Origin of the sequence: Chitinophaga sp. CF418 (assembly GCF_900142925.1) — a bacterium.
In the GTDB taxonomy this organism is placed as follows: Bacteria; Bacteroidota; Bacteroidia; order Chitinophagales; family Chitinophagaceae; genus Chitinophaga.
This window is the reverse complement of sequence record NZ_FRCN01000001.1, coordinates 125,940-146,641: the sequence shown is the minus strand read 5'-3', so window position 1 is coordinate 146,641 and position 20,702 is coordinate 125,940. Positions and strand designations below refer to the sequence as shown.

Here is a 20,702-nt window from a genome sequence, read left to right as displayed (position 1 = left end):
TTGCGCATCTTTAAAAACAAACTAAAGCATGAAAAAATTATTCTTCTTCGCAGTTGCTACTAGCATGTTCTTCGTAGCTTGCGGCGGTGGTGCTTCTACTACAACTGCAGATTCTACTGCAACTCCAGCTGTTGATACAGTTGCTGCAACTCCAGCTGTTGATTCTGCTGCTGTTACTACTGATTCTGCTGCTGCTCCAGCTGCTGATACAACTGCTGCTGCTCCTGCTGCAGAAGCAAAACACTAATCTGTTTTGTAAGAATTATTGGCCGTCTCGTGTAAACGAGGCGGTTTTTTTTATGCCTGTCTGTCGGGGTGCGGTTCCTTCATTGCTGATAATTATTGAGTTCCCGGTATTCAAAATCCTATTCGATTGACAACGCTTAATAGCCTTTCAGAGAGGCGCCGACCGCCATCCCATACTGAAACCGGGCTACTTAGCGTAAATAGTATATAAACTAAAAAAGCCATCCGGAGTACATCCAGATGGCTTATAAAAACAATTAATTCTTTTATTTCTTCTTCAGCACCTCAACTGCCCTCTTCATCATATCATCCTCTTTATTCAGCGACTCGTAGAACCCCGCATAACTCCACATCTGTCTTGCCAGCAACGCTTTCAGACGTGTCTTAATCTCAGTCTCATCATGAGCATTGATCGATTCCACTCCCCGTACACTGTCTTTCGAAGCGAAGGTTTTATAAGCGCTGTAAAGTTCATTACTAACCTGGTATTGGTTGCTGAACTGAGTAGCATCTTTATATTGCTTGAATTCATCTCTATGGCTGTTATAGTACTGATAGGCAAAGTTGCTGAAAGTACTCCTGGAATACATGCTGGTCAGCACATTAGAGAAGCGGCTGGTGTCAAAAGGAATGAAGACATCCGGAGTGATACCGCCACCGCCATAGACAACGCGGCCACTGGCAGTTTTAAACTGCACGGTATCCAGCGGGTGGATGCTGTCACGGTTAACGAATTCACCATGGTTGAAACGGTTCAGAATATCCTCATCGTAAGCTTCACGGCCGTTAGCGTAGGATTTTTGAATACTTCTGCCGGAATTGAGATAGTAGCGTGCCACTGTCAGACGGAGGGCGCCGCCATTACTGAGGTCAAACTGTTCCTGCACAAGGCCTTTACCGAAGGTACGGCGGCCGATAATGGTACCACGATCCCATTCCTGTACAGCACCTGCAAGTATCTCACTGGCACTGGCAGAGCCCTCGTCAGTGAGGATGGCCAGTTCTCCTTTCTCGAATATACCTGGCTTTTCACAGCGGTAGTCTGAGCGGGGATAGCTTTTTCCTTTGGTGTATACAATCAGTTTGTTATCGGCGAGCAGTTCGTCGGCAATACGGGTAGCTGCGTCGAGATAGCCACCTGGATTCTGACGCAGGTCGATCACCAGTTTGGTCATACCCGCCTGGGTCAGTTTGCGCATTGCGTCCATGAACTCCTGGTAGGTGGTACCGGAGAATTTGCTGATCTTGATGTAGCCAATCCCGGGCGCCGCCATGTAGCTGGCATCTATACTATAAAGAGGGATATCGCCGCGGATGATCTGAACAGGGACCAGTTGTTGCTGACGTAACATGGTAACAGCTACCTTGGATTCTTTCGGACCACGCAGCATTTTGCGGATCTTGTCGCCGGAGATGTTATTGCCAGCCACGAGAGAGTCGTTTACCTTGATAATCTTGTCGCCGGATTGTACACCGGCAGTCTCTGAAGGGCCGCCTGGTACTACGGAAACAATATTCACGGTATCTGCTATGATATTAAACTCCACGCCGATGCCGGAGAAGTGGCCTTCCAGGTCTTCATTCACGGTTTGCAGGTTGGACGGTGGAATATAGATGGAGTGAGGATCCAGGTGGTTGAGCAGGCCTTCAATGGCCTCCTGTTGCAGATCGGCTACCTGTAAGGTATCAACGTATTTTATTTTCAGCAGGTCCATGACTTCCTGCAATGGTGCGCGACCCGCACGGCTGAATAGTAACGTTTGCGCCCCCGTGTTAGCTCCTGGCATTTTATGACCCAGATACATCCCCAAAGCAAGCACTATTGCAAATAAGAGAGGTAAAAAAACATTCAGTTTCCTGTTCGACATAATGATGTATTGAAAACAGCTGCAAGGTAGCTTGTATCTTGTCGCTATTTATTTAACTTGTGGCAAAAATAGTATATTAAACCTCAACCTTCAACGGATGTGTCATGAAAGTACAGCTAATTGCAGATAGTGGATCCACCAAGGCTGACTGGTGCCTGCTGGGCGCCGGGGAGGCCGCTCGTTATCAGACATCCGGGATCAGTCCTTATTTCCTGAATGCACAACAGATACAGGAATTGCTGGAGAAAGAGTTGTTACCTCAATTGCCGCCGGATATCCAGATAGATGAGATCCATTATTACGGAACGGGCTGTTTACAGCGGAAGAGCGTGGAGCTGGTGGAAACAGCCTTGCAGGCGGTATGGCCCGTGGCATCGTTGGAGGTGAACCACGACCTGATGGGAGCTGCCCGGGGACTATGTGGAAAGGAGCCGGGAATAGCCAGTATCCTGGGAACAGGGTCCAATTCCTGCTTTTTTGACGGCACCACCATCCAAAAGAACAACCCGGGACTGGGATATGTGCTGGGAGATGAAGGTAGTGGCGCTTACATTGGTAAAAAACTGCTGCAATACTACCTGTACAATTCCTTTGATGAAGAGCTGAAAAGCCGTTTTGACGCCCAGTATAAGACCAATCATGAGGAAATACTGGAAAACGTATACCGCAGACCCTTCCCTAACCGCTATCTGGCTGGTTTTGCGAAGTTTCTGGGCGAGAACAGGGGCCATTTTATCATCGAGAACATCCTGGAAGACAGTTTAAACGAATTTTTCTTTAACCATATTTACAAATACAGCCAAAGCTGGACACACCCGCTGCACTTTACCGGAAGTATTGCCTGGAATTTCAGGGACATCCTGGAGGAGTTATGTGAACTGTATGAACTGCAGCTGGGCCGGATATTGCGCAGTCCTATGGATGGACTGGTGGCATATCATCAATAAACAAATACACTACAAATGTCCTTTGAGAGAGTAACAGAGCAAACGTCACACTATCGCCACCTGGAGAAAATGAGTGTGCAGGAGATTCTCAGTAACATTAATCAGGAAGATACCACCGTACCCCAGGCCGTAGCCAGGGCTTTGCCGCAGATAGAAAAGCTGGTAACCGCCATCGCAGACAAAATGCTGGCCGGCGGCAGGTTATTTTACCTGGGAGCAGGCACCAGCGGACGTTTAGGCATTGTTGATGCTTCTGAATGCCCGCCTACTTTTGGCGTGCCTCATGGACTGGTGATAGGCCTGATTGCCGGAGGGGACGCCGCCATCCGTAAAGCAGTAGAATTTGCCGAAGATGACCGGGAACAAGGCTGGAAAGATCTGCAGGAATTCAATGTTACAGAAAAGGATGTGGTTGTGGGCATCGCCGCCAGCGGTACTACGCCATATGTGATCGGCGCGCTGAATAAGTGCCGGAAGGAGGGGATTGTAACAGGGAGCATCTGCTGTAATCCCGGAGCACCTTTGTCGGCCGAAGCGGATTTCCCTATTGAAGTGGTGGTGGGGCCGGAGTTTATCACCGGTAGTACCCGTATGAAAAGCGGTACAGCACAGAAACTGGTGCTGAATATGATCTCTACCGCCGTTATGATCCAGCTGGGAAGGGTAGAGGACAATAAAATGGTGAACATGCAGCTGAGTAATGACAAACTGGTGGATAGGGGTGTGAAGATGCTGATGGAGAAATTATCCCTTACGGATTACGAAAAGGCAAAAGAGTTATTACTGAAAGCCGGCAGCGTCAGAAAGGCGATTGAGGACTATGTATAGTTACGAATTTTTCCAGAAATGCAACGTTTCTATTTTTTGAAATTTCCTCCGAAATTTGTAGAAACGAACATTTTAGAGTTAGCGTGACATGCATGATATAGAACCTTTTTATAACTGGCGCCATTTATATACTGCGGAGGATGATGAACTATCCCCTTTCTATGGACGGGAATACAGCGAGTTCACTTTCACTAATACTGTATATAATTATTATGTACACCCTCAATGGGATGAATTTGGCTCCCGTAATCTGTATCTGAAAGTACTTTTTGCCGATTACGAGTTTAACTATGCCATTATTGAAGTGCTGGGAGAATGGAATGACTGTCTTGAAAATGATATCATGGTATTGAAGCGTGATGTCATTGATGTGATGATTGCCAGCAAGATCAATAAGTTCATCCTTATCACAGAGAACGTGCTGAATTTCCACTCATCTGATGACAGCTACTATGAAGAATGGTGGGATGATATCCGTGATGAGGGAGGGTGGATTGTGAGCCTGAATATGCCGGAACAGACACGGCAGGAATTTGAAAAAGCCCATCTGGACAATTACGTACATCTTCTTAATAATGAGAAGTGGCGTACTTACCAGCCGCAGCACCTCTATTCCCTTGTCGATAACGTTATGATGCGCCGCCTTGAGTAGCGGCCGGAACAAAGTCCACGTTTCTTTGTTTATTCCCGTGAATGTATGGGCCGGTTTTCCCGTTAATCGGCTGGTTTGTAGTGTCTGGTCCTTGTGAACCCGATATAGGGGGCCAAAACAATGGATTGGCGCTCAGTTTCAAACCAAAAACTGAGAAATATCATTTGCTTTTAATTTTTCCTGCGCTAAATTTGCGCGATATATTCGAAATATTATCATATCATCTTTTAAGGAAGCTAGAATTTAACTTATGAAGTGGTCACAGTTTTTTAATACCTCTATCGGTAAAAAATTATTAGTGGGTGCTACCGGTCTGTTTCTGTGTAGTTTTGTTATCGTGCACCTGACTGGTAATCTCTCGTTACTCAAAGACGATGGGGGCGAAGCTTTTAACATCTACGCCGCATTCATGAGTCACAACCCTTTCGTTCAGTTCCTGGCCTGGGGTTTGAAAATCATTATTGTTCTCCACGCTATTCTTGCTTTACAGCTTACCTTCCGTAACAGGGCTGCCCGTCCGGTAAAATATGCGATCAATCCCGGTAACCAGACTTCATCCTGGTTCAGCCGTCAGATGGCTATCATGGGTAGCATACTGCTGATCTTCATCCTGATCCACCTGAAAGACTTCTGGTATCTGATGCACTATGGCGATTTACAGTCAGTGACATATGGCGGTGAGGAGTACAAGAACCTTTATTCTGCTGTGTATATGGCATTCAAAGAGTTATGGCTGGTGGTGCTGTACGTGATCGGTATGATCGGTCTTTCTTTCCACCTGGTACACGGGTTTAAAAGCGCCTTCCAGACATTTGGCCTGAACCACGTTAAGTACAATGGCCTTATCAATTTCGTAGGTGTTTGGTTGTTCGGGATCCTGATCCCTGTTGGCTTTGCCATTATTCCCGTGGTTATATATTTCAAATCAATTTAGTAAAGTAAGGATATATGCTGAACTCAAAAATTCCTGCCGGTTCATTAGATAAGAAATGGGAAGATTATAAGGGGCATTGTAAGCTGGTAAACCCGGCTAACAAGCGCAACATGGAAGTGATCATCGTGGGTACTGGCCTGGCAGGGGCATCGGCTGCTGCTGCTTTGGGTGAGTTAGGTTATAAGGTGAAAGCTTTCTGCTTCCAGGATAGTCCACGCCGTGCACACAGTATTGCTGCACAGGGTGGTATTAATGCTGCAAAGAATTACCAGAACGACGGCGACTCTGTGTTCCGTTTGTTTTATGATACTGTAAAAGGTGGCGACTACCGTGCCCGTGAAGCCAATGTGCATCGTCTGGCAGAAGTGAGTGGCAATATTATAGACCAGTGTGTGGCACAGGGTGTTCCTTTTGCGCGCGAATATGGCGGATTGCTGAGCAATCGCTCTTTTGGTGGTACACAGGTACAGCGTACCTTCTACGCTGCCGGTCAGACCGGTCAGCAGCTGCTGCTAGGCGCATACTCCGCATTGGAGCGCCAGGTGGCTTTAGGTAACGTGACCATGTACAACCGTCATGAAATGCTGGACATCGTAGTGATAGATGGTAAAGCACGTGGTATCATTGCCCGTAACCTCATCACCGGTAAACTGGAACGTCACTTCGGCCACGCAGTACTGCTGGCAAGCGGTGGTTACGGTAACGTGTTCTACCTGTCTACAAACGCAATGGGCTCTAACGTAACAGCAGCCTGGAAAGCTACCCGTAAAGGCGCTTTCTTTGGTAACCCTTGCTTTACGCAGATCCACCCTACCTGTATCCCTGTTTCCGGAGACCATCAGTCCAAGCTGACGCTGATGTCTGAGTCCCTCCGTAACGATGGTCGTATATGGGTACCTAAAAAACAGAACGATACCCGCAAACCTTCTGATATTCCTGAAGACGAAAGGGATTACTACCTGGAAAGAAGATATCCTGCCTTTGGTAACCTGGTACCACGTGACGTGGCATCCCGTGCTGCTAAGGAAAGATGTGACGCCGGTTATGGTGTTGGTAGCTCCAAACAGGCCGTATACCTGGACTTCGCATACAACATGGACCGTTACGGAAGAATTGAGGCTAGCAAAAGACAGCTGTCCAATCCTACTCCTGAAGAGATCCGTAAACTGGGTAAAGAAGTGGTAGCTGAGAAATACGGTAACCTCTTCGATATGTACGCTAAGATCACCGGTGAGAATCCATATGAAGTGCCAATGCGCATTTACCCTGCAGTACACTACACCATGGGTGGCCTGTGGGTGGATTACGAACTGATGACCACCGTTACCGGTCTGTATGCACTGGGTGAAGCTAACTTCTCCGATCACGGTGCAAACCGTCTGGGTGCTTCCGCACTGATGCAGGGGCTGGCTGATGGATATTTTGTAATTCCTTATACACTGGGTAACTACCTGGCTGACGATATCAAGACCAAGGCAATTTCACTGGATCATCCGGCATTCATTGAGGCTGAAAAGAATGTACAGTCTACCATCGATAAGCTGATGAGCATTAAGGGTACCAAATCCGTAGACCACTTCCACAAGAAACTGGGTAAGATCATGTGGGATAAATGTGGTATGGCCCGTAATGAACAGGGACTGAAAGAAGCGATCGTGGAGATCCAGGCATTACGTAAAGAGTTCTGGAGCGACGTACGTATCCCTGGCGATGCCAACGAATTCAATCCTGAACTGGAAAAAGCAGGCCGTGTGGCCGACTTCCTGGAGCTGGGAGAACTGATGTGCTTAGACGCCCTGAACCGTCGTGAATCCTGTGGTGGTCACTTCCGTGAAGAATCACAGACACCGGATGGGGAAGCACAACGTGATGATGAAAAGTTCAGCTATGTGGCTGCATGGGAATATAAAGGTGAAAGCCAGTTCGAGTTGCATAAAGAAGCTCTTGAGTTTGTAGAATGTAAACCAACTCAGCGTAGCTATAAATAATTTTCACAATAATAATAGTCCAATAGATATGGAACATTATACTATGAATCTCACACTTAAAGTGTGGAGGCAGAAAAACACAGACGCACAGGGAAAATTTGAAACTTATCCGGTAAGCGGCATTTCTTCTGAGATGTCATTCCTGGAAATGTTTGATGTGCTGAATGAGCGCCTGATCAATGAAGGCAAAGAGCCGATAGCGTTTGACCATGACTGCCGTGAAGGTATCTGTGGTGCATGTTCCATGCATATCAACGGCCGTGCACACGGTCCTTGGGCAGGTACTACCACTTGCCAGCTGCACATGCGCGCTTTCAAAGATGGTGATACCGTTACTGTGGAACCATGGAGAGCAGGATCTTTCCCTGTAGTGAAAGACCTGACCGTTGACAGAGGTGCGTTTGACCGTATCATCGAAGCAGGTGGTTACGTTTCTGTAAATACAGGCAACGCTCAGGATGCCAACAACATCCTGGTGCCAAAAGATAAAGCAGATGCAGCATTTGCAGCAGCAGCTTGTATCGGTTGCGGCGCCTGCGTAGCAGCTTGTAAAAACTCTTCTGCTATGCTCTTCGTTTCAGCGAAAGTATCCCAGCTGGCATTGCTGCCACAGGGACAGCCTGAAAAGAAGTCCAGAGCATTGAATATGATCGCCCAGATGGATAAGGAAGGTTTTGGTAGCTGTACCAATACCGGTGCTTGTGAGGCAGAATGTCCGAAAGAAATTTCTCTGACAAATATTGCACGTCTGAACCGCGAATACATTGCCGCTGGTCTCAGCTACGAAAAATAGTCTTTGTCACGTTGCATTTGGTGAATACCATGATCCCCTTCGCTAAAACGAGGGGGATTTTTTTTGTATATTGTTTGAGTTAAAACCCGTTTGCACACAAATTTTACGTTATGACAGACAACTCCAGGAGAAAATTCCTCCGTAACCTCGGAGGCACGGCCGCCATGCTGGGCGCCGGTTCATTGGCCGCTTTAGGAAAGGAACATGTTCATATCCTCCAACCCAACACCCGCATTTCTGCCAACGACAAGATCCGTATCGGCTGTATCGGTATGGGCATCATGGGCTTCGGCGACGTAGAAACCGCCCTGAAAGCACCCGGTGTGGAATTCGTAGCAGCTGCCGACCTGTACGATGGCCACCTTGCAAAAGTCAAAGAGGTGTATGGTAAAGACATTTTTACCACCCGTGACTACCGCGAGCTGCTGAACAGGAAGGACATAGACGCTGTGATCGTAGCCACACCCGACCACTGGCACGATACTATTTCCATTGACGCGATGGAGAAAGGCAAGGCTGTATACTGTGAAAAACCCATGGTGCAGCAGATAGAAGAAGGGCATAAGGTGATTGCCACCCAGCAGCGCACAAAAGCCGTTTTTCAGGTGGGTAGCCAGCGCGTAAGCAGTATTGCCCTGGCAGAAGCCAAGAAGCGCTATGAGGCCGGGGAAATAGGACAGCTGAACATTGTAGAGGCCAGGATAGACCGTCACGATGCCCTGGGCGCCTGGCAGTATTCCATTCCGCCAGATGCTTCTCCCGCTACCATGGACTTTGACACCTTCCTCAAGGATACAGCCAAGGTACCTTTTGATCCTACCCGTTTCTTCCGCTGGCGTAACTACCGGGCATATGGTACCGGTGTACCTGGCGATCTGTTCGTACACCTTATCTCCGGGCTGCACTACATCACCGGTTCTCTGGGGCCTGAGCGTATCTTCGCCAGCGGCAACCTGGTACAATGGAAAGATGGACGTGATGTGCCCGACGTTGTTGTCGCGATCTTTGATTATCCGGAAACAAAGGCTCATGCTGCCTTCCAGGTGACATTACGTGTAAACTTCGCAGATGGTGGCGGTGGTGGTGAATTTACCCGCTTTATCGGCACAGACGGAGTATTGGAACTGGGATGGGATGATTTCAAAATCAAGAAACATAAACTTTCCTCAGCGCCCGGTTATGGTGGCTGGGATACCTATAACACCTTTCCAAAGGCTACTCAGGAAGCTTATGTAAAGCAGTATAACGCGAAATATCCCGAGGACGCACGCAAACCAGCAGAGCGTTCGGAAAGCGCGTATGCTGCCCCGAGGGGATATGACGCCCGCCTGGATCATTTTATCAACTTTTTTGAGGCCATGCGTACAGGTAAACCTGTTGTGGAAGATGCCTCTTTCGGACTCCGTGCTGCAGGTCCTGCATTGGTTACCAATGAAAGTTACTTCAGCAAAAAAGTGATCCACTGGGACGCTCAAAAAATGAAGATTGTGTAACAGGATAAGTATTACATTCGTAGCCTCAATTTGTCACCTATGAGGAAAGCCGCTGCATTTACCATAATGTTGTCAGGCATGGGCCTGTTTGCCTGTAAGGAAAATAAGAAAAGTATGTCAGCCGAAGTAAAAACAATAAAGCCGCCGGTAGCGGAACAGATAGATACCGCAATGACCATACACGGTGATACCAGGATAGACAAATACTACTGGATGAATGACCGGAATGATCCTAAAGTTATTGCCTATCTCAAGGCAGAAAATGACTACCTGGATACCATGATGGAATCTTCCGCCGGTATGAGAAAGAAGCTGTATGAAGAGATGAGGGGCCGTATTATGGAAACGGACGCCAGCGTACCTTACCTGAAGAATGGTTACTACTATTATACCCGTTTCACACAAGGCAAGGAATACCCGGTATACTGCCGTAAAAAAGGCAGCCTGGAAAGTACAGAAGAAGTAATACTTGATGTGAACGTTCTTGCAGCAGGACATGACTATTACCAGGTAGGTGGCCTGTCCGTAAGCCCTGATGCACAATGGCTGGCCTATGGTGTTGATACAGTAAGCCGCCGTCAGTACACCATCTATGTCAAGAACCTGCAGACAGGAGAAGTATTGCCTGAGGCGATCAAAGAAACGTCCGGCAGCGCAGCCTGGGCAAGCGATAACAAGACATTCTTCTATACTGTAAAGAATCCGGTAACACTGAGGGAAGAACGTATCCTGCGCCATGTAACCGGTACGGACGTACGCATGGATAAAGAGGTTTTCAATGAGAAGGACGAAACCTTCTCCATTGATGTAGCCCGCTCAAAATCTGGGAAGTTCATCATGATACAAAGCCACAGTACGGTATCTTCTGAATACCGTATACTGGACGCTTCAAAACCTGATGGTGTATTCCATGTTTTCGAGCCCCGCAGGCGCGATCATCTCTATGATATTGATCACAAGGATGACAAGTTCTACATTGTTACCAACTGGGAGGCTGTCAACTTCCGTCTCATGGAATGTCCGCAGGACAAAACCGGCAGCAGTAACTGGAAAGAAGTGATACCTCATCGTGCAGATGTACTGTTGCAGGGCATTGAACTGTTCCGTGATCATATGGTGCTGAGCGAACGTAAGAATGGCCTTACACAATTGCGTGTGATCAACTCCCGTACGAAGGAAGATCATTACCTGAAATTTGAAGAACCGGCCTATGTTGCGTCCATCTCCACCAATCCCGAGTTTGATACAAAGACGCTACGCTATTCATATACTTCCATGACAACGCCGGTATCTACTTACGACTACGACATGGATAATAAAAAGAGTGAGCTGCGTAAACGTCAGGAGGTGTTAGGAGGATATGATCCGAAGGATTATGTTACAGAACGTCTGTACGTAACTGCCAGGGATGGTGTGAAAGTACCGGTATCTATCGTGTACAAAAAAGGATTCGAGAAAAATGGCAGGAAGCCACTGTTACTATATGGCTATGGTTCTTATGGTCATAGTATAGAGCCTTCCTTCAGCAGTAACCGTCTCAGCCTGCTGGACAGAGGTTTTGCTTATGCTATCGCGCATATCAGAGGTGGTGAGGAAATGGGCAGGCAATGGTATGAAGATGGTAAACTGTTCAAGAAGATGAATACATTCACTGACTTCATCGATTGTGCTGACTATCTCGTAAAAGCGCACTACACTGATAGTACGCATCTCTATGCCATGGGCGGCAGCGCCGGTGGTTTGCTGATGGGTGCAGTTGTTAATATGCGTCCTACGCTCTGGAACGGTGTTATAGCCGCCGTACCGTTTGTAGATGTAGTGACAACGATGCTCGATGAAAGCATTCCTTTAACTACCGGTGAGTTTGACGAATGGGGTAATCCTAAGAAGAAGGAATACTACGACTACATGAAGGCTTATTCTCCTTATGACAATGTAAAAGCGCAGGTATATCCTAATATGCTTGTAACAACAGGCCTGCATGACTCACAGGTACAATACTGGGAACCCGCAAAATGGGTGGCCAAGCTGCGTGAATTAAAAACAGATAAGCACATGCTGTTGCTTCACACAAATATGGAGGCAGGGCATGGCGGTGCTTCCGGCCGTTTCAAGAGCCTGGAGGATATTGCCTTGCAATATGCATTCCTGCTTGGATTGGAAGGGAAGTAGTTTGATATATTGATATTTTTAAAGCCCATAGGTCTTTTATGATCTATGGGCTTTTTTCTTGCTATTGATTTTGATAGTAGCGTCTACCAGGGCGTATTCTTTGCAAAAATCAAATCGACATCAATAAAACCGGCTGATACCCTTACGGATTAATAAACTCCGTCTTCACCGTCTCTCCCAGAAATATCTCAGTCTGCTTCTCAAATATCAGCGGATCATCCGTTGTAAAATACTTCCTACCCCCATTCTTACTTAGACGAACTTCCATCTCCGGATGACGTTGCAAATAATCTTTCAGGCTATGTGCAACGATCTTGCCCTGAGACAGCAATGTAATACCTCCCGGAAGGAACTGTTTAATTTTTTTAGTCAGGATAGGGTAGTGGGTACACGCCAATACCAGTGTATCGATATCAGGCGCATCTGTCAGTATCTGATGAAGATATTTTTTGACAAAGTAATCAGCGCCTTCACCATCTGCCTCACCGTTTTCAACAATCGGCACCCACATCGGACAGGCCAACTGGTGCACCTTGACATGTGGGAAGAACTTGTTGATCTCTATAGGGTATGACTCGGATGCAACGGTACCTTTGGTAGCGAGTATCCCTACTTCTCCGCTTTGCGTCAGCGTTCCCACCATTTCAGTAGTAGGACGAATGACGCCCAGCACACGTCGGTCCGGCGCAATATGCGGCAGGTCTTTCTGCTGAATGGTGCGGAGCGCCCGTGCAGAAGCCGTATTACAGGCCAGTATCACAAGCGGACAACCCATATCGAACAAGTGCTGCACGCACTGAAGCGTATAAGTGTGAATGGTATCAAAACCACGGTTACCATAAGGAGCGCGGGCATTGTCACCAAAGTAGATATAGTCATATTGCGGAAGTGCAGCAATGATCTCCTTCAGTACTGTTAATCCACCATAACCGGAATCAAACACGCCAATAGGTCCTGTCATTTTTCATCCTTTTTTTTCATCAATCCTTTACCGGTCAGGTCATAGATTTCCTGGATATTATGCAGGATGCCTTCAAAATCGATCTTCAGGTCAATGAGCCTGCCGGTGTAGAGGTCATATACCCAGCCATGCACGGTAGGATAGCCTCTTTCAACATATGCTTGCTGTACAGCAGCGGTTTTGATGACATTGACGCATTGTTCCTGTACGTTCAGTTCCACGAGGCGGTTATAACGGGCATGATCATCTTCAATGGCATCCAGCTCCGGGCGGTGTAAACGATATACATCGCGGATGTTACGCAACCAGGGATTTAGCAGTCCGAGGTCGGCGGGCTGCATGGCTGCTTTAACGCCACCACAGTTGTAGTGCCCGCAGACGATGATGTGTTTTACGCCAAGGTGTCGCACGGCATAATTGATAACGGCCATGACGCTCAGGTCAACATTGTTCACCAGGTTGGCAATGTTACGGTGTACAAAGACTTCGCCGGCATCCAATCCCATGATCTCATTGGTGGGCACACGACTGTCGCTGCAGCCAATGTAAAGGTAGTCGGGGTTCTGTTCCACGGCTAGCTTTTCAAAGAATTCCTTGTCTGAGGCTGTTTTGGAAGCCATCCACATCCTGTTGTTCTCGAAGATTTCATCGTACCTGGTCATACTGGTAAGGCGTTTAATAAAGTTAGATAGCGTATATCATACCCGGATAGAGCGTAAAGATACGTAACGGTGACTATTACTGTTTCATTAGTCGTAAACGGTAGGCATTCATGGCGCTTTGGCCAAGTTTGTTCGTCAGGCGGTGATTGACATAGGCACCTACTGCGGCCCCGATTACAGGCATGAGCTGAAGTAGTTTGGCCAGGTCGAGGTAGTCCCGGTATTGCTGCTGGAAGTTACGCCAGTCAAAGGCATGAATATCTTCAGGCAGCTCCCGGCTGTAATTCTCCCAGTCGGCAATAATAGGATAAAGCTTGTTACGGAAGTCTTGTGTGGAGAAAGTAATGAAGAAAATATGGAGGATGAAGAGGCGTTCCTTGTAGTCGTCTACATTGCGGCCATAAAGGGCGGCAATGTCAAACAGCATTTTCATCTTGATGGTCAGGAACAAGGGAAAATCGGCCAGGCCAAGCAGGATGCCGGCAGCCCCTGTCAGGGCGCCTTCAGTGGCGGCGGTGGTCTTGTAAAAGTTGATCCGCTCCCTCACTTTCGATTCCCGTACGACCAGATCTTCCTCAAATAAGGGAGAAGTGCTGGTAAAACCGGCCCCGGATATAACCGCCCGGGTTGTCTGCTTAACCGCGGCGGTCAGGGCGGCATGCACCTTTTCCGGAATGACCCTGTTAATTTTCCGCTGCAGCCCCCGGGTTAGCCTTCCGGAAAAACTAATGCCCCGCTCCATGGCCTTCTGCCACGCGGCGAGCTCTTTATTAACCTGTTGGGAATAAGCGTCCATTTGATGATTGTTACAAAGAATAAACCACAAACGGTAAAACCAGGAACATTTAGTAACTTCGCGCCTTAAATTTCTTTAGCCAGCATGATCAGTGTTAAAAACGTATCGCTTTCTTTCGGAAAAAGGGTGTTGTTTGATGAAGTTAACCTCAATTTCACCAAAGGTAACTGTTATGGTGTAATCGGTGCGAACGGTGCCGGTAAATCCACTTTCCTTAAAATATTATCAGGTGAGATTGATCCTACAAAGGGCACAGTTGAAATCACCCCTGGTGAGCGTATGAGTGTTCTGAAGCAGAACCACTTCGAATTTGACGAAGTAACTGTACTGAATACCGTACTGATGGGAAATAAAAAGCTGTGGGAAATAGCGCATGAGAGAGATGCGATCTATGCCAAAGCTGATTTTACCGAAGAGGATGGTATGCGTGCGGGCGAACTGGAAGCTGAGTATGGAGAGATGGGCGGTTATACCGCAGAAAGTGATGCCGGCGTGCTGCTGGGTGATCTGGGCGTAAAGGAAGACCTGCACAGCTTGCAGATGAAGGACCTGAGTGGTAACCTGAAAGTACGTGTGCTCCTGGCGCAGGCCCTGTTCGGTACTCCCGATATCCTGCTGTTGGATGAGCCTACCAACCACCTGGACGTGGAAACGATCGGCTGGCTGGAAAACTTCCTGGCTGACTATGAGAACATTGTAATCGTAGTATCCCACGACCGTCACTTCCTGGATGCTGTTTGTACACACGTAGCAGACGTTGACCGTGCCAAGATCCAGATCTTCTCCGGTAACTATAGTTTCTGGTATGAATCTTCCCAGCTGATGGCCCGCCAGATAGCTGATAAGAACAAGAAAATGGAAGATAAACGTAAGGACCTGATGGACTTCATTGCCCGTTTCAGTGCCAACGCTTCCAAGAGTAAACAGGCTACTTCCCGTAAAAAAGCCCTGGAAAAACTGGTTATCGAAGATATCCAGCCTTCCAACCGTAAATATCCTGGTATCATCTTCAAGCAACAGCGTGAAGTAGGTAACCAGATCCTGAATGTGGAAAAACTGGAGAAATCCATCGAAGGTAATACCCTGTTCAGGAATGTATCCTTCACCGTAAATAAGGGTGATAAGATCGCCTTCCTGGCCAAGGAACACCTGGCGCTGACCACTTTCTTTGAGATCATTAGCGGTGAACAAACTGCTGACGGTGGTAAATTCGAGTGGGGAACAACAGTAACGTCCGCCTATCTGCCCAATGATAACGCCAAATACTTTACAGATCCATCCCTGAACCTGATGGACTGGTTACGTCAGTATGTGCCGCCGCATGTAACCGATGTGGATGAGCCATTCCTGCGTGGCTTCCTGGGTAAAATGCTGTTCAGTGGTGACGAGATCATGAAAAAGACCAGCGTATTGAGCGGAGGGGAGAAAGTACGTTGTATGGTAAGCCGTATGATGCTGCAGGACCCCAACGTAGTAGTGCTGGACGAGCCAACCAACCACCTGGACCTGGAATCTATCCAGTCCTTCAACGAAAGTATGATAAACTTTAAAGGTATCGTGCTGTTCACAACGCATGACCATGCCTTTATGCAGTCTGTAGCGAACCGTATTATCGAAATTACACCTAGGGGCGTTATCGACAGGTTAACTACTTTCGATGAATACCTGGCTGATGAAAGGGTAAAAACGCTGAGAGAAGAGATGTACGGAGAGAAAGTGGCGATTTCCTAGTCAATCGGAAGGCTCTTTAGCGAGCTGTAAGTTATATAAGTTAGGAATTGGGTATTAAGGATGGGATCATATCCCGGTTCTTAACTCCTGATTCCTGATTTTTTTTAGAGGTAGTCCTTGATCTGCTGCATTTTCTCAGAATCCAGGGGTTTGGTGATATAGGCCTTCAGTTCTGGCGTACGTTTCACCTTCTGTATATCGCGCATATCAATAGAGGAAGAGCACATGATGATGGGGATCTGTTGGGTCAGGGTACATTTAATGCCACGGTAGGCCTCTATAAAGTCCCAGCCATTCATCCGCTGCATGTTCATGTCCAGGATGATCAGTGATGGTAAGGGGTGTCCTTTGGAATGCTGCAATTCTTCCAATGCATCTTCCGCGCAAAGGAATGATGTCACTTCCAGTTTTTCCCCTTCTTGTTCCAACATTTTTTTCAGGATGAAATGGAATATTTCATCGTCGTCAACAACATACACCTGTTTAGTGGTTTCCACCATATATACCTGATTTAGCAACTTAGTCTTTCCTAGTATTCGAGGGGGGTAACACAAAACACAGCTGATGTAATCCCCGGTTTTCACATGATACAATCGAATACAAATAAACACTAATTAATTATATTTTTATATATGAGGATTGCCCAATAACTAATTGTTAACAAAATGTGGGAATGAGGGAAATATGGTTGTGTTTGCTTATTATATTCTTCCGGAAATAAAAAATCCCGGATGTCTTATTCGCCAGGGCGAATGAACATCCGGGATTTTTTTATAATCAGGTAAGGCTATTAGAACAGCCCGCCTTTTTTCAGTGTTACTTTGCCTGAACCGATCTTGTAACCATCATGGTAGATCTCAACAGCGTAATCGCCTGGTTTGAAATCTGAATTCTGTTTCCAGTCCATGCTTACAGTTTGTTTCTGACCAGTAGCGTAGTTTACTGTTTTCTTGGCAGTGTATAATTTTTCAGTACCATCTTCCAGGGTGAATCTGCCGGATCCCAGTGCTTCTACTGCCAGCGGAGAGCCATCAGGGGAAGTGATTGCAACGTACAGTTCTTTATCGCCGGTTGGTGCGATTCTGTTTTCATCCAGGTCGAAGCTTACACGCATCATATCTGCGCGTTTAGCCTTGGTCGTTTCTACTTCCTTGCCATTCTTTTTTACATTGATAGGCTGCAGATGAATGTTGGATGCGTGTAATACGGAACCCAGGTTTACTTTCTTGTTCAGGCTATCTCTCTGGGTGCTTACTTCATCTCTTTCTTTGCGGGCGTTGTCACGCTCACCTGTCAACACGATCTTTTCACCTTCCAGGCGTTCGATAGTTGCTGTATAGTTTTCAATGTTACCCTTCAGTGTTTCAATCAGACGACGGGCTTCAGCCAGTTCTTTCTGGGTAGCATTTTTATTGGAGAGGATACCCTGGATCCTCGATTTCATATCAGCAATTTCCTTATCTTTTGTTTTTACCAGGCTATCCATGCGGCTGTTCTGGGAGATCAGGTCATCCAGACGCGCATTTGCGGCATTGTATTCCTGCTGTAAAGCATCTCTTGAAGTAGAGATGGAATCTATTTGTGTAGCCTGTTGAGCAATTTGATCGGTAGTTTTATTTTTGTCATACAACATGTATATCCAGGTACCGGCCAATGCTGCAATCAATATACCATATATCAGACCATTACGGCTTCTAGGCTTTTCAGGTCCGGAAGATCCTGCCGCAGGCGTGTTAAAAGTGTTCTCAGTCATAGTCGTTTTTGTGTTTTATAGTTAATTGTTATATGGTTAAAACTCCTTATGCAAATGTAATTGTTAAAACTACTTTATTACAAAAAAATATAAACCGTACGTATAGTGTTACCGAATATATCTTTAGATCAGTTATTGCTACTTGATATTGAAACAACTCCGGCTGTTGCGGCGTTCGATTTTTTACCTGACAATATGCAATCGCTCTGGTTGGACAAAATTGCAAAAACTTTGCCAGAAACGGGGAACCCTACAGATGCATACGCAGACCGGGCAGGGATCTATGCCGAATTCGGCAAAATAATCTGTATTTCAGTGGGCTTCTTTCATGCGGAAGGTGGTCGTTATCAACTACGTATAAAATCATTTTATAATGACGATGAAAAAGTTGTATTAACGAGTTTTTTAGAATTAGTAAATAAATTCCATATAAAATTTCCCCGTTTCCAGTTTGCCGGACATAACATCAAAGAATTTGATATTCCTTTTATTTGCAGGCGATCTGTTATTCATCAGCTATCTTTGCCCCTGCCATTGCAGATCCATGGGTTTAAACCCTGGGAGTTGCCTATGTTGGATACCATGCAGTTATGGCGGTTCGGGGACTTTAAGAACTATACTTCCCTGAAACTGATGACGGCTGTAATGGGCATTCCGACTCCCAAAGATGATATTGATGGCAGTATGGTGGCAAAAGTCTACTGGCAGGACCGGGATCTGGAAAGGATCGCTAATTATTGCCAGAAAGATGTGGTGGCAGTTGGACAGCTATTGATGCGTTTTAAGGGCATTCCTTTACTGGAAATAGAAGACGTGGTGTATTCAAAATAATAAAGCATGGAATATCAGGATATTATAAAAGAGTGGAAGCAGAAGAAATACAAGCCCTTATATTGGCTGGAAGGGGAGGAGGATTTTTTCATCGATCAGGTCAGCAATTATGCCGAAGATCACCTGCTGGATGAGGCGGAGAAAGGCTTTAATTTAACCATTCTCTATGGAAAGGATACGGATTGGAGCGCAGTTATCAATGCCTGCCGCCGTTATCCCATGTTTGCCGAAAGGCAGGTAGTGGTGCTGAAAGAGGCGCAGTCTATGAAAGATATCCTGAAACTGGAAACTTATATTGATAATCCATTGGCGTCCACCATTTTCGTGGTGGCCCATAAACAGGGTAAGATAGACGGACGCAGTAAACTGGCTAAACTGATCAAAGAGAAGGGAGTGCTGCTGAGCACCAAGAAGATGTATGATAATCAGTTGCCTGGATGGGTAGAAGCTTACGTGGGCAGCCTGGGAAGGGCCATCTCGCAAAAGGCGGGCATCCTGCTGGTAGACCATATCGGCAATGACCTTTCCAGGATGGCCAATGAAATAGATAAACTGCTGGTCAACCTGCCTCCTGATAAAAAGATAGATGAGAATGACATTGAGAAATACGTAGGGATCAGCAAGGAGTACAATGTGTTTGAACTGCAGAATGCCCTCGGACAGAAAGATATTGGTAAAGTGATGCGTATCATCCGTTACTTTGCTGCTAACCCTAAGGCAGGCCCTATCCAAATGGTACTGCCGGCATTGTATAACTTCTTCAGCAAAATGAACATGGTCTTCGGCGTAAAAGGCGGAGAAAAGGAGATTGCAGCCGCTTTAGGCGTACATCCTTTCTTTGTCAAGGATTATGTCAATGCCGCCCGTCAGTATGGCGTAGAGGGCACAGAAAAGGCCATTTTGCTGTTGCATGCGTATAACCTCCGCAGCATTGGTATCAATGACAGTGGTGTAGAAGATGGGGAACTAATGAAGGAACTGGTATATAAACTGATGTATTGATATGCGGCACTTGTTGTGACCGTTGTTTCCACCTCTGGTGATCAGGACATCAGCACATTTTTTGCTACAAGGCTGTCTTTGTCCATCTGCTTGATCAGGTCCTGAATATTGTCAAATTTCAGGTTAGCCCTGATATAACTGATAATCTCCACTCTCAGCAGCCGGTCATAGATTTCCTGGCTGAAATCGAAGATATGTGCCTCCAGGCGAAGGTCAATACCGTTAAAAGTAGGACGGGTGCCTATACTCATTACGCCTTTCAGAGGTAAAGGCTGTTTATCCAGGTAAACTTTTATAGCATAAATGCCCTGTACAGGGATCAGTTTGCGTGGGTCCGGCAATTCAATGTTGGCGGTAGGGTAGCCTAGCTGCCTGCCCATTTTATCGCCATGGACCACTGTTCCTTCCAGGAAATAATGGTAGCCAAGCAACTCATTGGCTAGCTGAATATTACCCTCCTGCAGGCTTTTGCGGATCTTGGTAGAGCTTACGGCCAGGTCGTGGACTATCTGCTGGGGGATTTCTACCAGCTGGAAACCATACCTGTTCTGTTCGGCCTCCAGCAGTTCGAGTCCACCTTCACGGTTGTGGCCAAAACGGTGGTCATAGCCAATAATGATGGTATGTGGGTTGAATTTTTCTATCAGAAAATCTTCCAGGTAAGCCTGGGCGGAAAGTTCTGAGAACTCTTGGGTAAACGGAACGATCACCAGGTGATCAATACCCTGTTTGGCCAGTAGCTCGATCTTTTCCTCCAGGGTGGTGAGCAATTTGACAGGTGCGCCGTCAGGCTGCAAGACCTCCCGGGGATGCGGGTCAAAAGTAATGATCACGGTTTCCCCGTCACAGGCCGCAGCAGTTTCCTGCAATTGCTGTATAATATAACGGTGACCGCTGTGAACACCGTCAAAAGTTCCAATTGTTATAACAGCCCGCCTCAAAGCTGGCAAATGGGTGAGGTCCCTGTGTATCCGCATAAATTGCCTTAAACGATCAAAATCCTATGCAAATTACAACATTTAGATATCAGATAAGTGGCTAATCA

General features: G+C 46.7%; 19 protein-coding genes. 12 read left to right on the top strand and 7 right to left on the bottom strand.

All coding sequences use genetic code 11. The features are described from left to right. The first annotated feature begins 28 nt into the window (after positions 1–28). Positions 29–247 (top strand): hypothetical protein, encoded by a 219-nt coding sequence (locus F3I09_RS00660; RefSeq protein WP_149693116.1) that lies wholly within the window; start codon positions 29–31, stop codon positions 245–247. Between the two features lie 265 nt (positions 248–512). Here the strand turns inward: F3I09_RS00660 and F3I09_RS00655 are convergent, their stop codons facing one another. Next, entirely contained in the window at positions 513–2,114 is a 1,602-nt protein-coding gene (locus tag F3I09_RS00655; RefSeq protein WP_223233091.1) for a S41 family peptidase, read from the bottom strand. Positions 2,115–2,218: 104 nt separating this feature from the next. On the opposite strand from F3I09_RS00655, the gene F3I09_RS00650 reads away from it, so the two are divergent. From F3I09_RS00650 to F3I09_RS00615, 8 genes are all read left to right on the top strand, one after another. Next, entirely contained in the window at positions 2,219–3,061 is an 843-nt protein-coding gene (locus F3I09_RS00650; RefSeq protein ID WP_149693114.1) for an N-acetylglucosamine kinase, read from the top strand. Between the two features lie 15 nt (positions 3,062–3,076). Continuing rightward, on the top strand, positions 3,077–3,889 hold the full coding sequence (gene murQ, locus F3I09_RS00645) for an N-acetylmuramic acid 6-phosphate etherase (RefSeq protein WP_149693113.1): 813 nt from the start codon (positions 3,077–3,079) through the stop codon (positions 3,887–3,889). A gap of 88 nt (positions 3,890–3,977) precedes the next feature. Further along, positions 3,978–4,541 (top strand): hypothetical protein, encoded by a 564-nt coding sequence (locus F3I09_RS00640; RefSeq protein WP_149693112.1) that lies wholly within the window; start codon positions 3,978–3,980, stop codon positions 4,539–4,541. Between the two features lie 250 nt (positions 4,542–4,791). Further along, positions 4,792–5,475 carry a succinate dehydrogenase cytochrome b subunit gene (locus F3I09_RS00635; RefSeq protein ID WP_149693111.1) on the top strand — a complete coding sequence of 228 codons (684 nt, stop codon included), beginning with the start codon at positions 4,792–4,794 and terminating at the stop codon, positions 5,473–5,475. A gap of 14 nt (positions 5,476–5,489) precedes the next feature. Then, on the top strand, positions 5,490–7,463 hold the full coding sequence (locus F3I09_RS00630; protein WP_149693110.1) for a fumarate reductase/succinate dehydrogenase flavoprotein subunit: 1,974 nt from the start codon (positions 5,490–5,492) through the stop codon (positions 7,461–7,463). Positions 7,464–7,491: 28 nt separating this feature from the next. Further along, positions 7,492–8,256, top strand: coding sequence for a succinate dehydrogenase/fumarate reductase iron-sulfur subunit (locus F3I09_RS00625; RefSeq protein WP_149693109.1), 765 nt, complete (start codon positions 7,492–7,494; stop codon positions 8,254–8,256). Between the two features lie 110 nt (positions 8,257–8,366). Continuing rightward, complete coding sequence (locus tag F3I09_RS00620) at positions 8,367–9,749, top strand: Gfo/Idh/MocA family protein (protein WP_149693108.1); 1,383 nt, start codon at positions 8,367–8,369, stop codon at positions 9,747–9,749. A gap of 39 nt (positions 9,750–9,788) precedes the next feature. Further along, a complete protein-coding gene (locus F3I09_RS00615) occupies positions 9,789–11,921 on the top strand; it encodes a S9 family peptidase (RefSeq protein WP_149693107.1) in 2,133 nt (710 codons plus the stop codon). Between the two features lie 142 nt (positions 11,922–12,063). Here the strand turns inward: F3I09_RS00615 and murI are convergent, their stop codons facing one another. The 3 genes from murI to F3I09_RS00600 form a co-directional block, all read right to left on the bottom strand. Beyond that, a complete protein-coding gene (gene murI, locus F3I09_RS00610) occupies positions 12,064–12,882 on the bottom strand; it encodes a glutamate racemase (protein ID WP_149693106.1) in 819 nt (272 codons plus the stop codon). Next, positions 12,879–13,544: a carbonic anhydrase gene (locus tag F3I09_RS00605; RefSeq protein ID WP_149693105.1), complete on the bottom strand. Its 666-nt coding sequence runs from the start codon at positions 13,542–13,544 to the stop codon at positions 12,879–12,881. The genes murI and F3I09_RS00605 overlap by 4 nt, the downstream gene beginning before the upstream one ends. Before the next feature lie 76 nt (positions 13,545–13,620). Further along, positions 13,621–14,340 (bottom strand): EcsC family protein, encoded by a 720-nt coding sequence (locus F3I09_RS00600; protein ID WP_149693104.1) that lies wholly within the window; start codon positions 14,338–14,340, stop codon positions 13,621–13,623. 84 nt (positions 14,341–14,424) lie between these two features. Here F3I09_RS00600 and F3I09_RS00595 point away from each other — a divergent pair, with 84 nt between their 5' ends. Further along, positions 14,425–16,071 (top strand): ABC-F family ATP-binding cassette domain-containing protein, encoded by a 1,647-nt coding sequence (locus F3I09_RS00595; RefSeq protein WP_149693103.1) that lies wholly within the window; start codon positions 14,425–14,427, stop codon positions 16,069–16,071. 104 nt (positions 16,072–16,175) lie between these two features. Here the strand turns inward: F3I09_RS00595 and F3I09_RS00590 are convergent, their stop codons facing one another. Beyond that, the gene (locus F3I09_RS00590) at positions 16,176–16,571 is read right to left on the bottom strand and encodes a response regulator (protein ID WP_149693102.1); all 396 of its coding nucleotides are present in this window, start codon (positions 16,569–16,571) and stop codon (positions 16,176–16,178) included. A gap of 290 nt (positions 16,572–16,861) precedes the next feature. After that, the gene (locus tag F3I09_RS00585) at positions 16,862–17,824 is read right to left on the bottom strand and encodes a DUF3450 domain-containing protein (protein ID WP_149693101.1); all 963 of its coding nucleotides are present in this window, start codon (positions 17,822–17,824) and stop codon (positions 16,862–16,864) included. Positions 17,825–17,929: 105 nt separating this feature from the next. Here F3I09_RS00585 and F3I09_RS00580 point away from each other — a divergent pair, with 105 nt between their 5' ends. Together F3I09_RS00580 and holA are read left to right on the top strand one after the other, a co-directional pair. Next, positions 17,930–18,655, top strand: coding sequence for a ribonuclease H-like domain-containing protein (locus F3I09_RS00580; protein ID WP_149693100.1), 726 nt, complete (start codon positions 17,930–17,932; stop codon positions 18,653–18,655). A gap of 6 nt (positions 18,656–18,661) precedes the next feature. Beyond that, positions 18,662–19,657: a DNA polymerase III subunit delta gene (holA, locus tag F3I09_RS00575; protein WP_149693099.1), complete on the top strand. Its 996-nt coding sequence runs from the start codon at positions 18,662–18,664 to the stop codon at positions 19,655–19,657. Positions 19,658–19,698: 41 nt separating this feature from the next. Here holA and F3I09_RS00570 read toward each other — a convergent pair whose 3' ends face one another. Continuing rightward, positions 19,699–20,634: a bifunctional riboflavin kinase/FAD synthetase gene (locus tag F3I09_RS00570; RefSeq protein WP_149693098.1), complete on the bottom strand. Its 936-nt coding sequence runs from the start codon at positions 20,632–20,634 to the stop codon at positions 19,699–19,701. Positions 20,635–20,702: the final 68 nt, after the last annotated feature.

Coding starts and splice junctions, on each gene's coding strand:
- F3I09_RS00615 (WP_149693107.1), top strand. CDS start 9,789: ATGAGGAAAGCCGCTGCATTTACCATAATGTTGTCAGGCATGGGCCTG.
- holA (WP_149693099.1), top strand. CDS start 18,662: ATGGAATATCAGGATATTATAAAAGAGTGGAAGCAGAAGAAATACAAG.
- F3I09_RS00595 (WP_149693103.1), top strand. CDS start 14,425: ATGATCAGTGTTAAAAACGTATCGCTTTCTTTCGGAAAAAGGGTGTTG.
- F3I09_RS00590 (WP_149693102.1), bottom strand. CDS start 16,571: ATGGTGGAAACCACTAAACAGGTGTATGTTGTTGACGACGATGAAATA.
- F3I09_RS00640 (WP_149693112.1), top strand. CDS start 3,978: ATGCATGATATAGAACCTTTTTATAACTGGCGCCATTTATATACTGCG.
- F3I09_RS00660 (WP_149693116.1), top strand. CDS start 29: ATGAAAAAATTATTCTTCTTCGCAGTTGCTACTAGCATGTTCTTCGTA.
- F3I09_RS00635 (WP_149693111.1), top strand. CDS start 4,792: ATGAAGTGGTCACAGTTTTTTAATACCTCTATCGGTAAAAAATTATTA.
- F3I09_RS00620 (WP_149693108.1), top strand. CDS start 8,367: ATGACAGACAACTCCAGGAGAAAATTCCTCCGTAACCTCGGAGGCACG.
- murQ (WP_149693113.1), top strand. CDS start 3,077: ATGTCCTTTGAGAGAGTAACAGAGCAAACGTCACACTATCGCCACCTG.
- F3I09_RS00600 (WP_149693104.1), bottom strand. CDS start 14,340: ATGGACGCTTATTCCCAACAGGTTAATAAAGAGCTCGCCGCGTGGCAG.
- F3I09_RS00570 (WP_149693098.1), bottom strand. CDS start 20,634: ATGCGGATACACAGGGACCTCACCCATTTGCCAGCTTTGAGGCGGGCT.
- F3I09_RS00630 (WP_149693110.1), top strand. CDS start 5,490: ATGCTGAACTCAAAAATTCCTGCCGGTTCATTAGATAAGAAATGGGAA.
- F3I09_RS00605 (WP_149693105.1), bottom strand. CDS start 13,544: ATGACCAGGTACGATGAAATCTTCGAGAACAACAGGATGTGGATGGCT.
- murI (WP_149693106.1), bottom strand. CDS start 12,882: ATGACAGGACCTATTGGCGTGTTTGATTCCGGTTATGGTGGATTAACA.
- F3I09_RS00650 (WP_149693114.1), top strand. CDS start 2,219: ATGAAAGTACAGCTAATTGCAGATAGTGGATCCACCAAGGCTGACTGG.
- F3I09_RS00625 (WP_149693109.1), top strand. CDS start 7,492: ATGGAACATTATACTATGAATCTCACACTTAAAGTGTGGAGGCAGAAA.
- F3I09_RS00655 (WP_223233091.1), bottom strand. CDS start 2,114: ATGTCGAACAGGAAACTGAATGTTTTTTTACCTCTCTTATTTGCAATA.
- F3I09_RS00585 (WP_149693101.1), bottom strand. CDS start 17,824: ATGACTGAGAACACTTTTAACACGCCTGCGGCAGGATCTTCCGGACCT.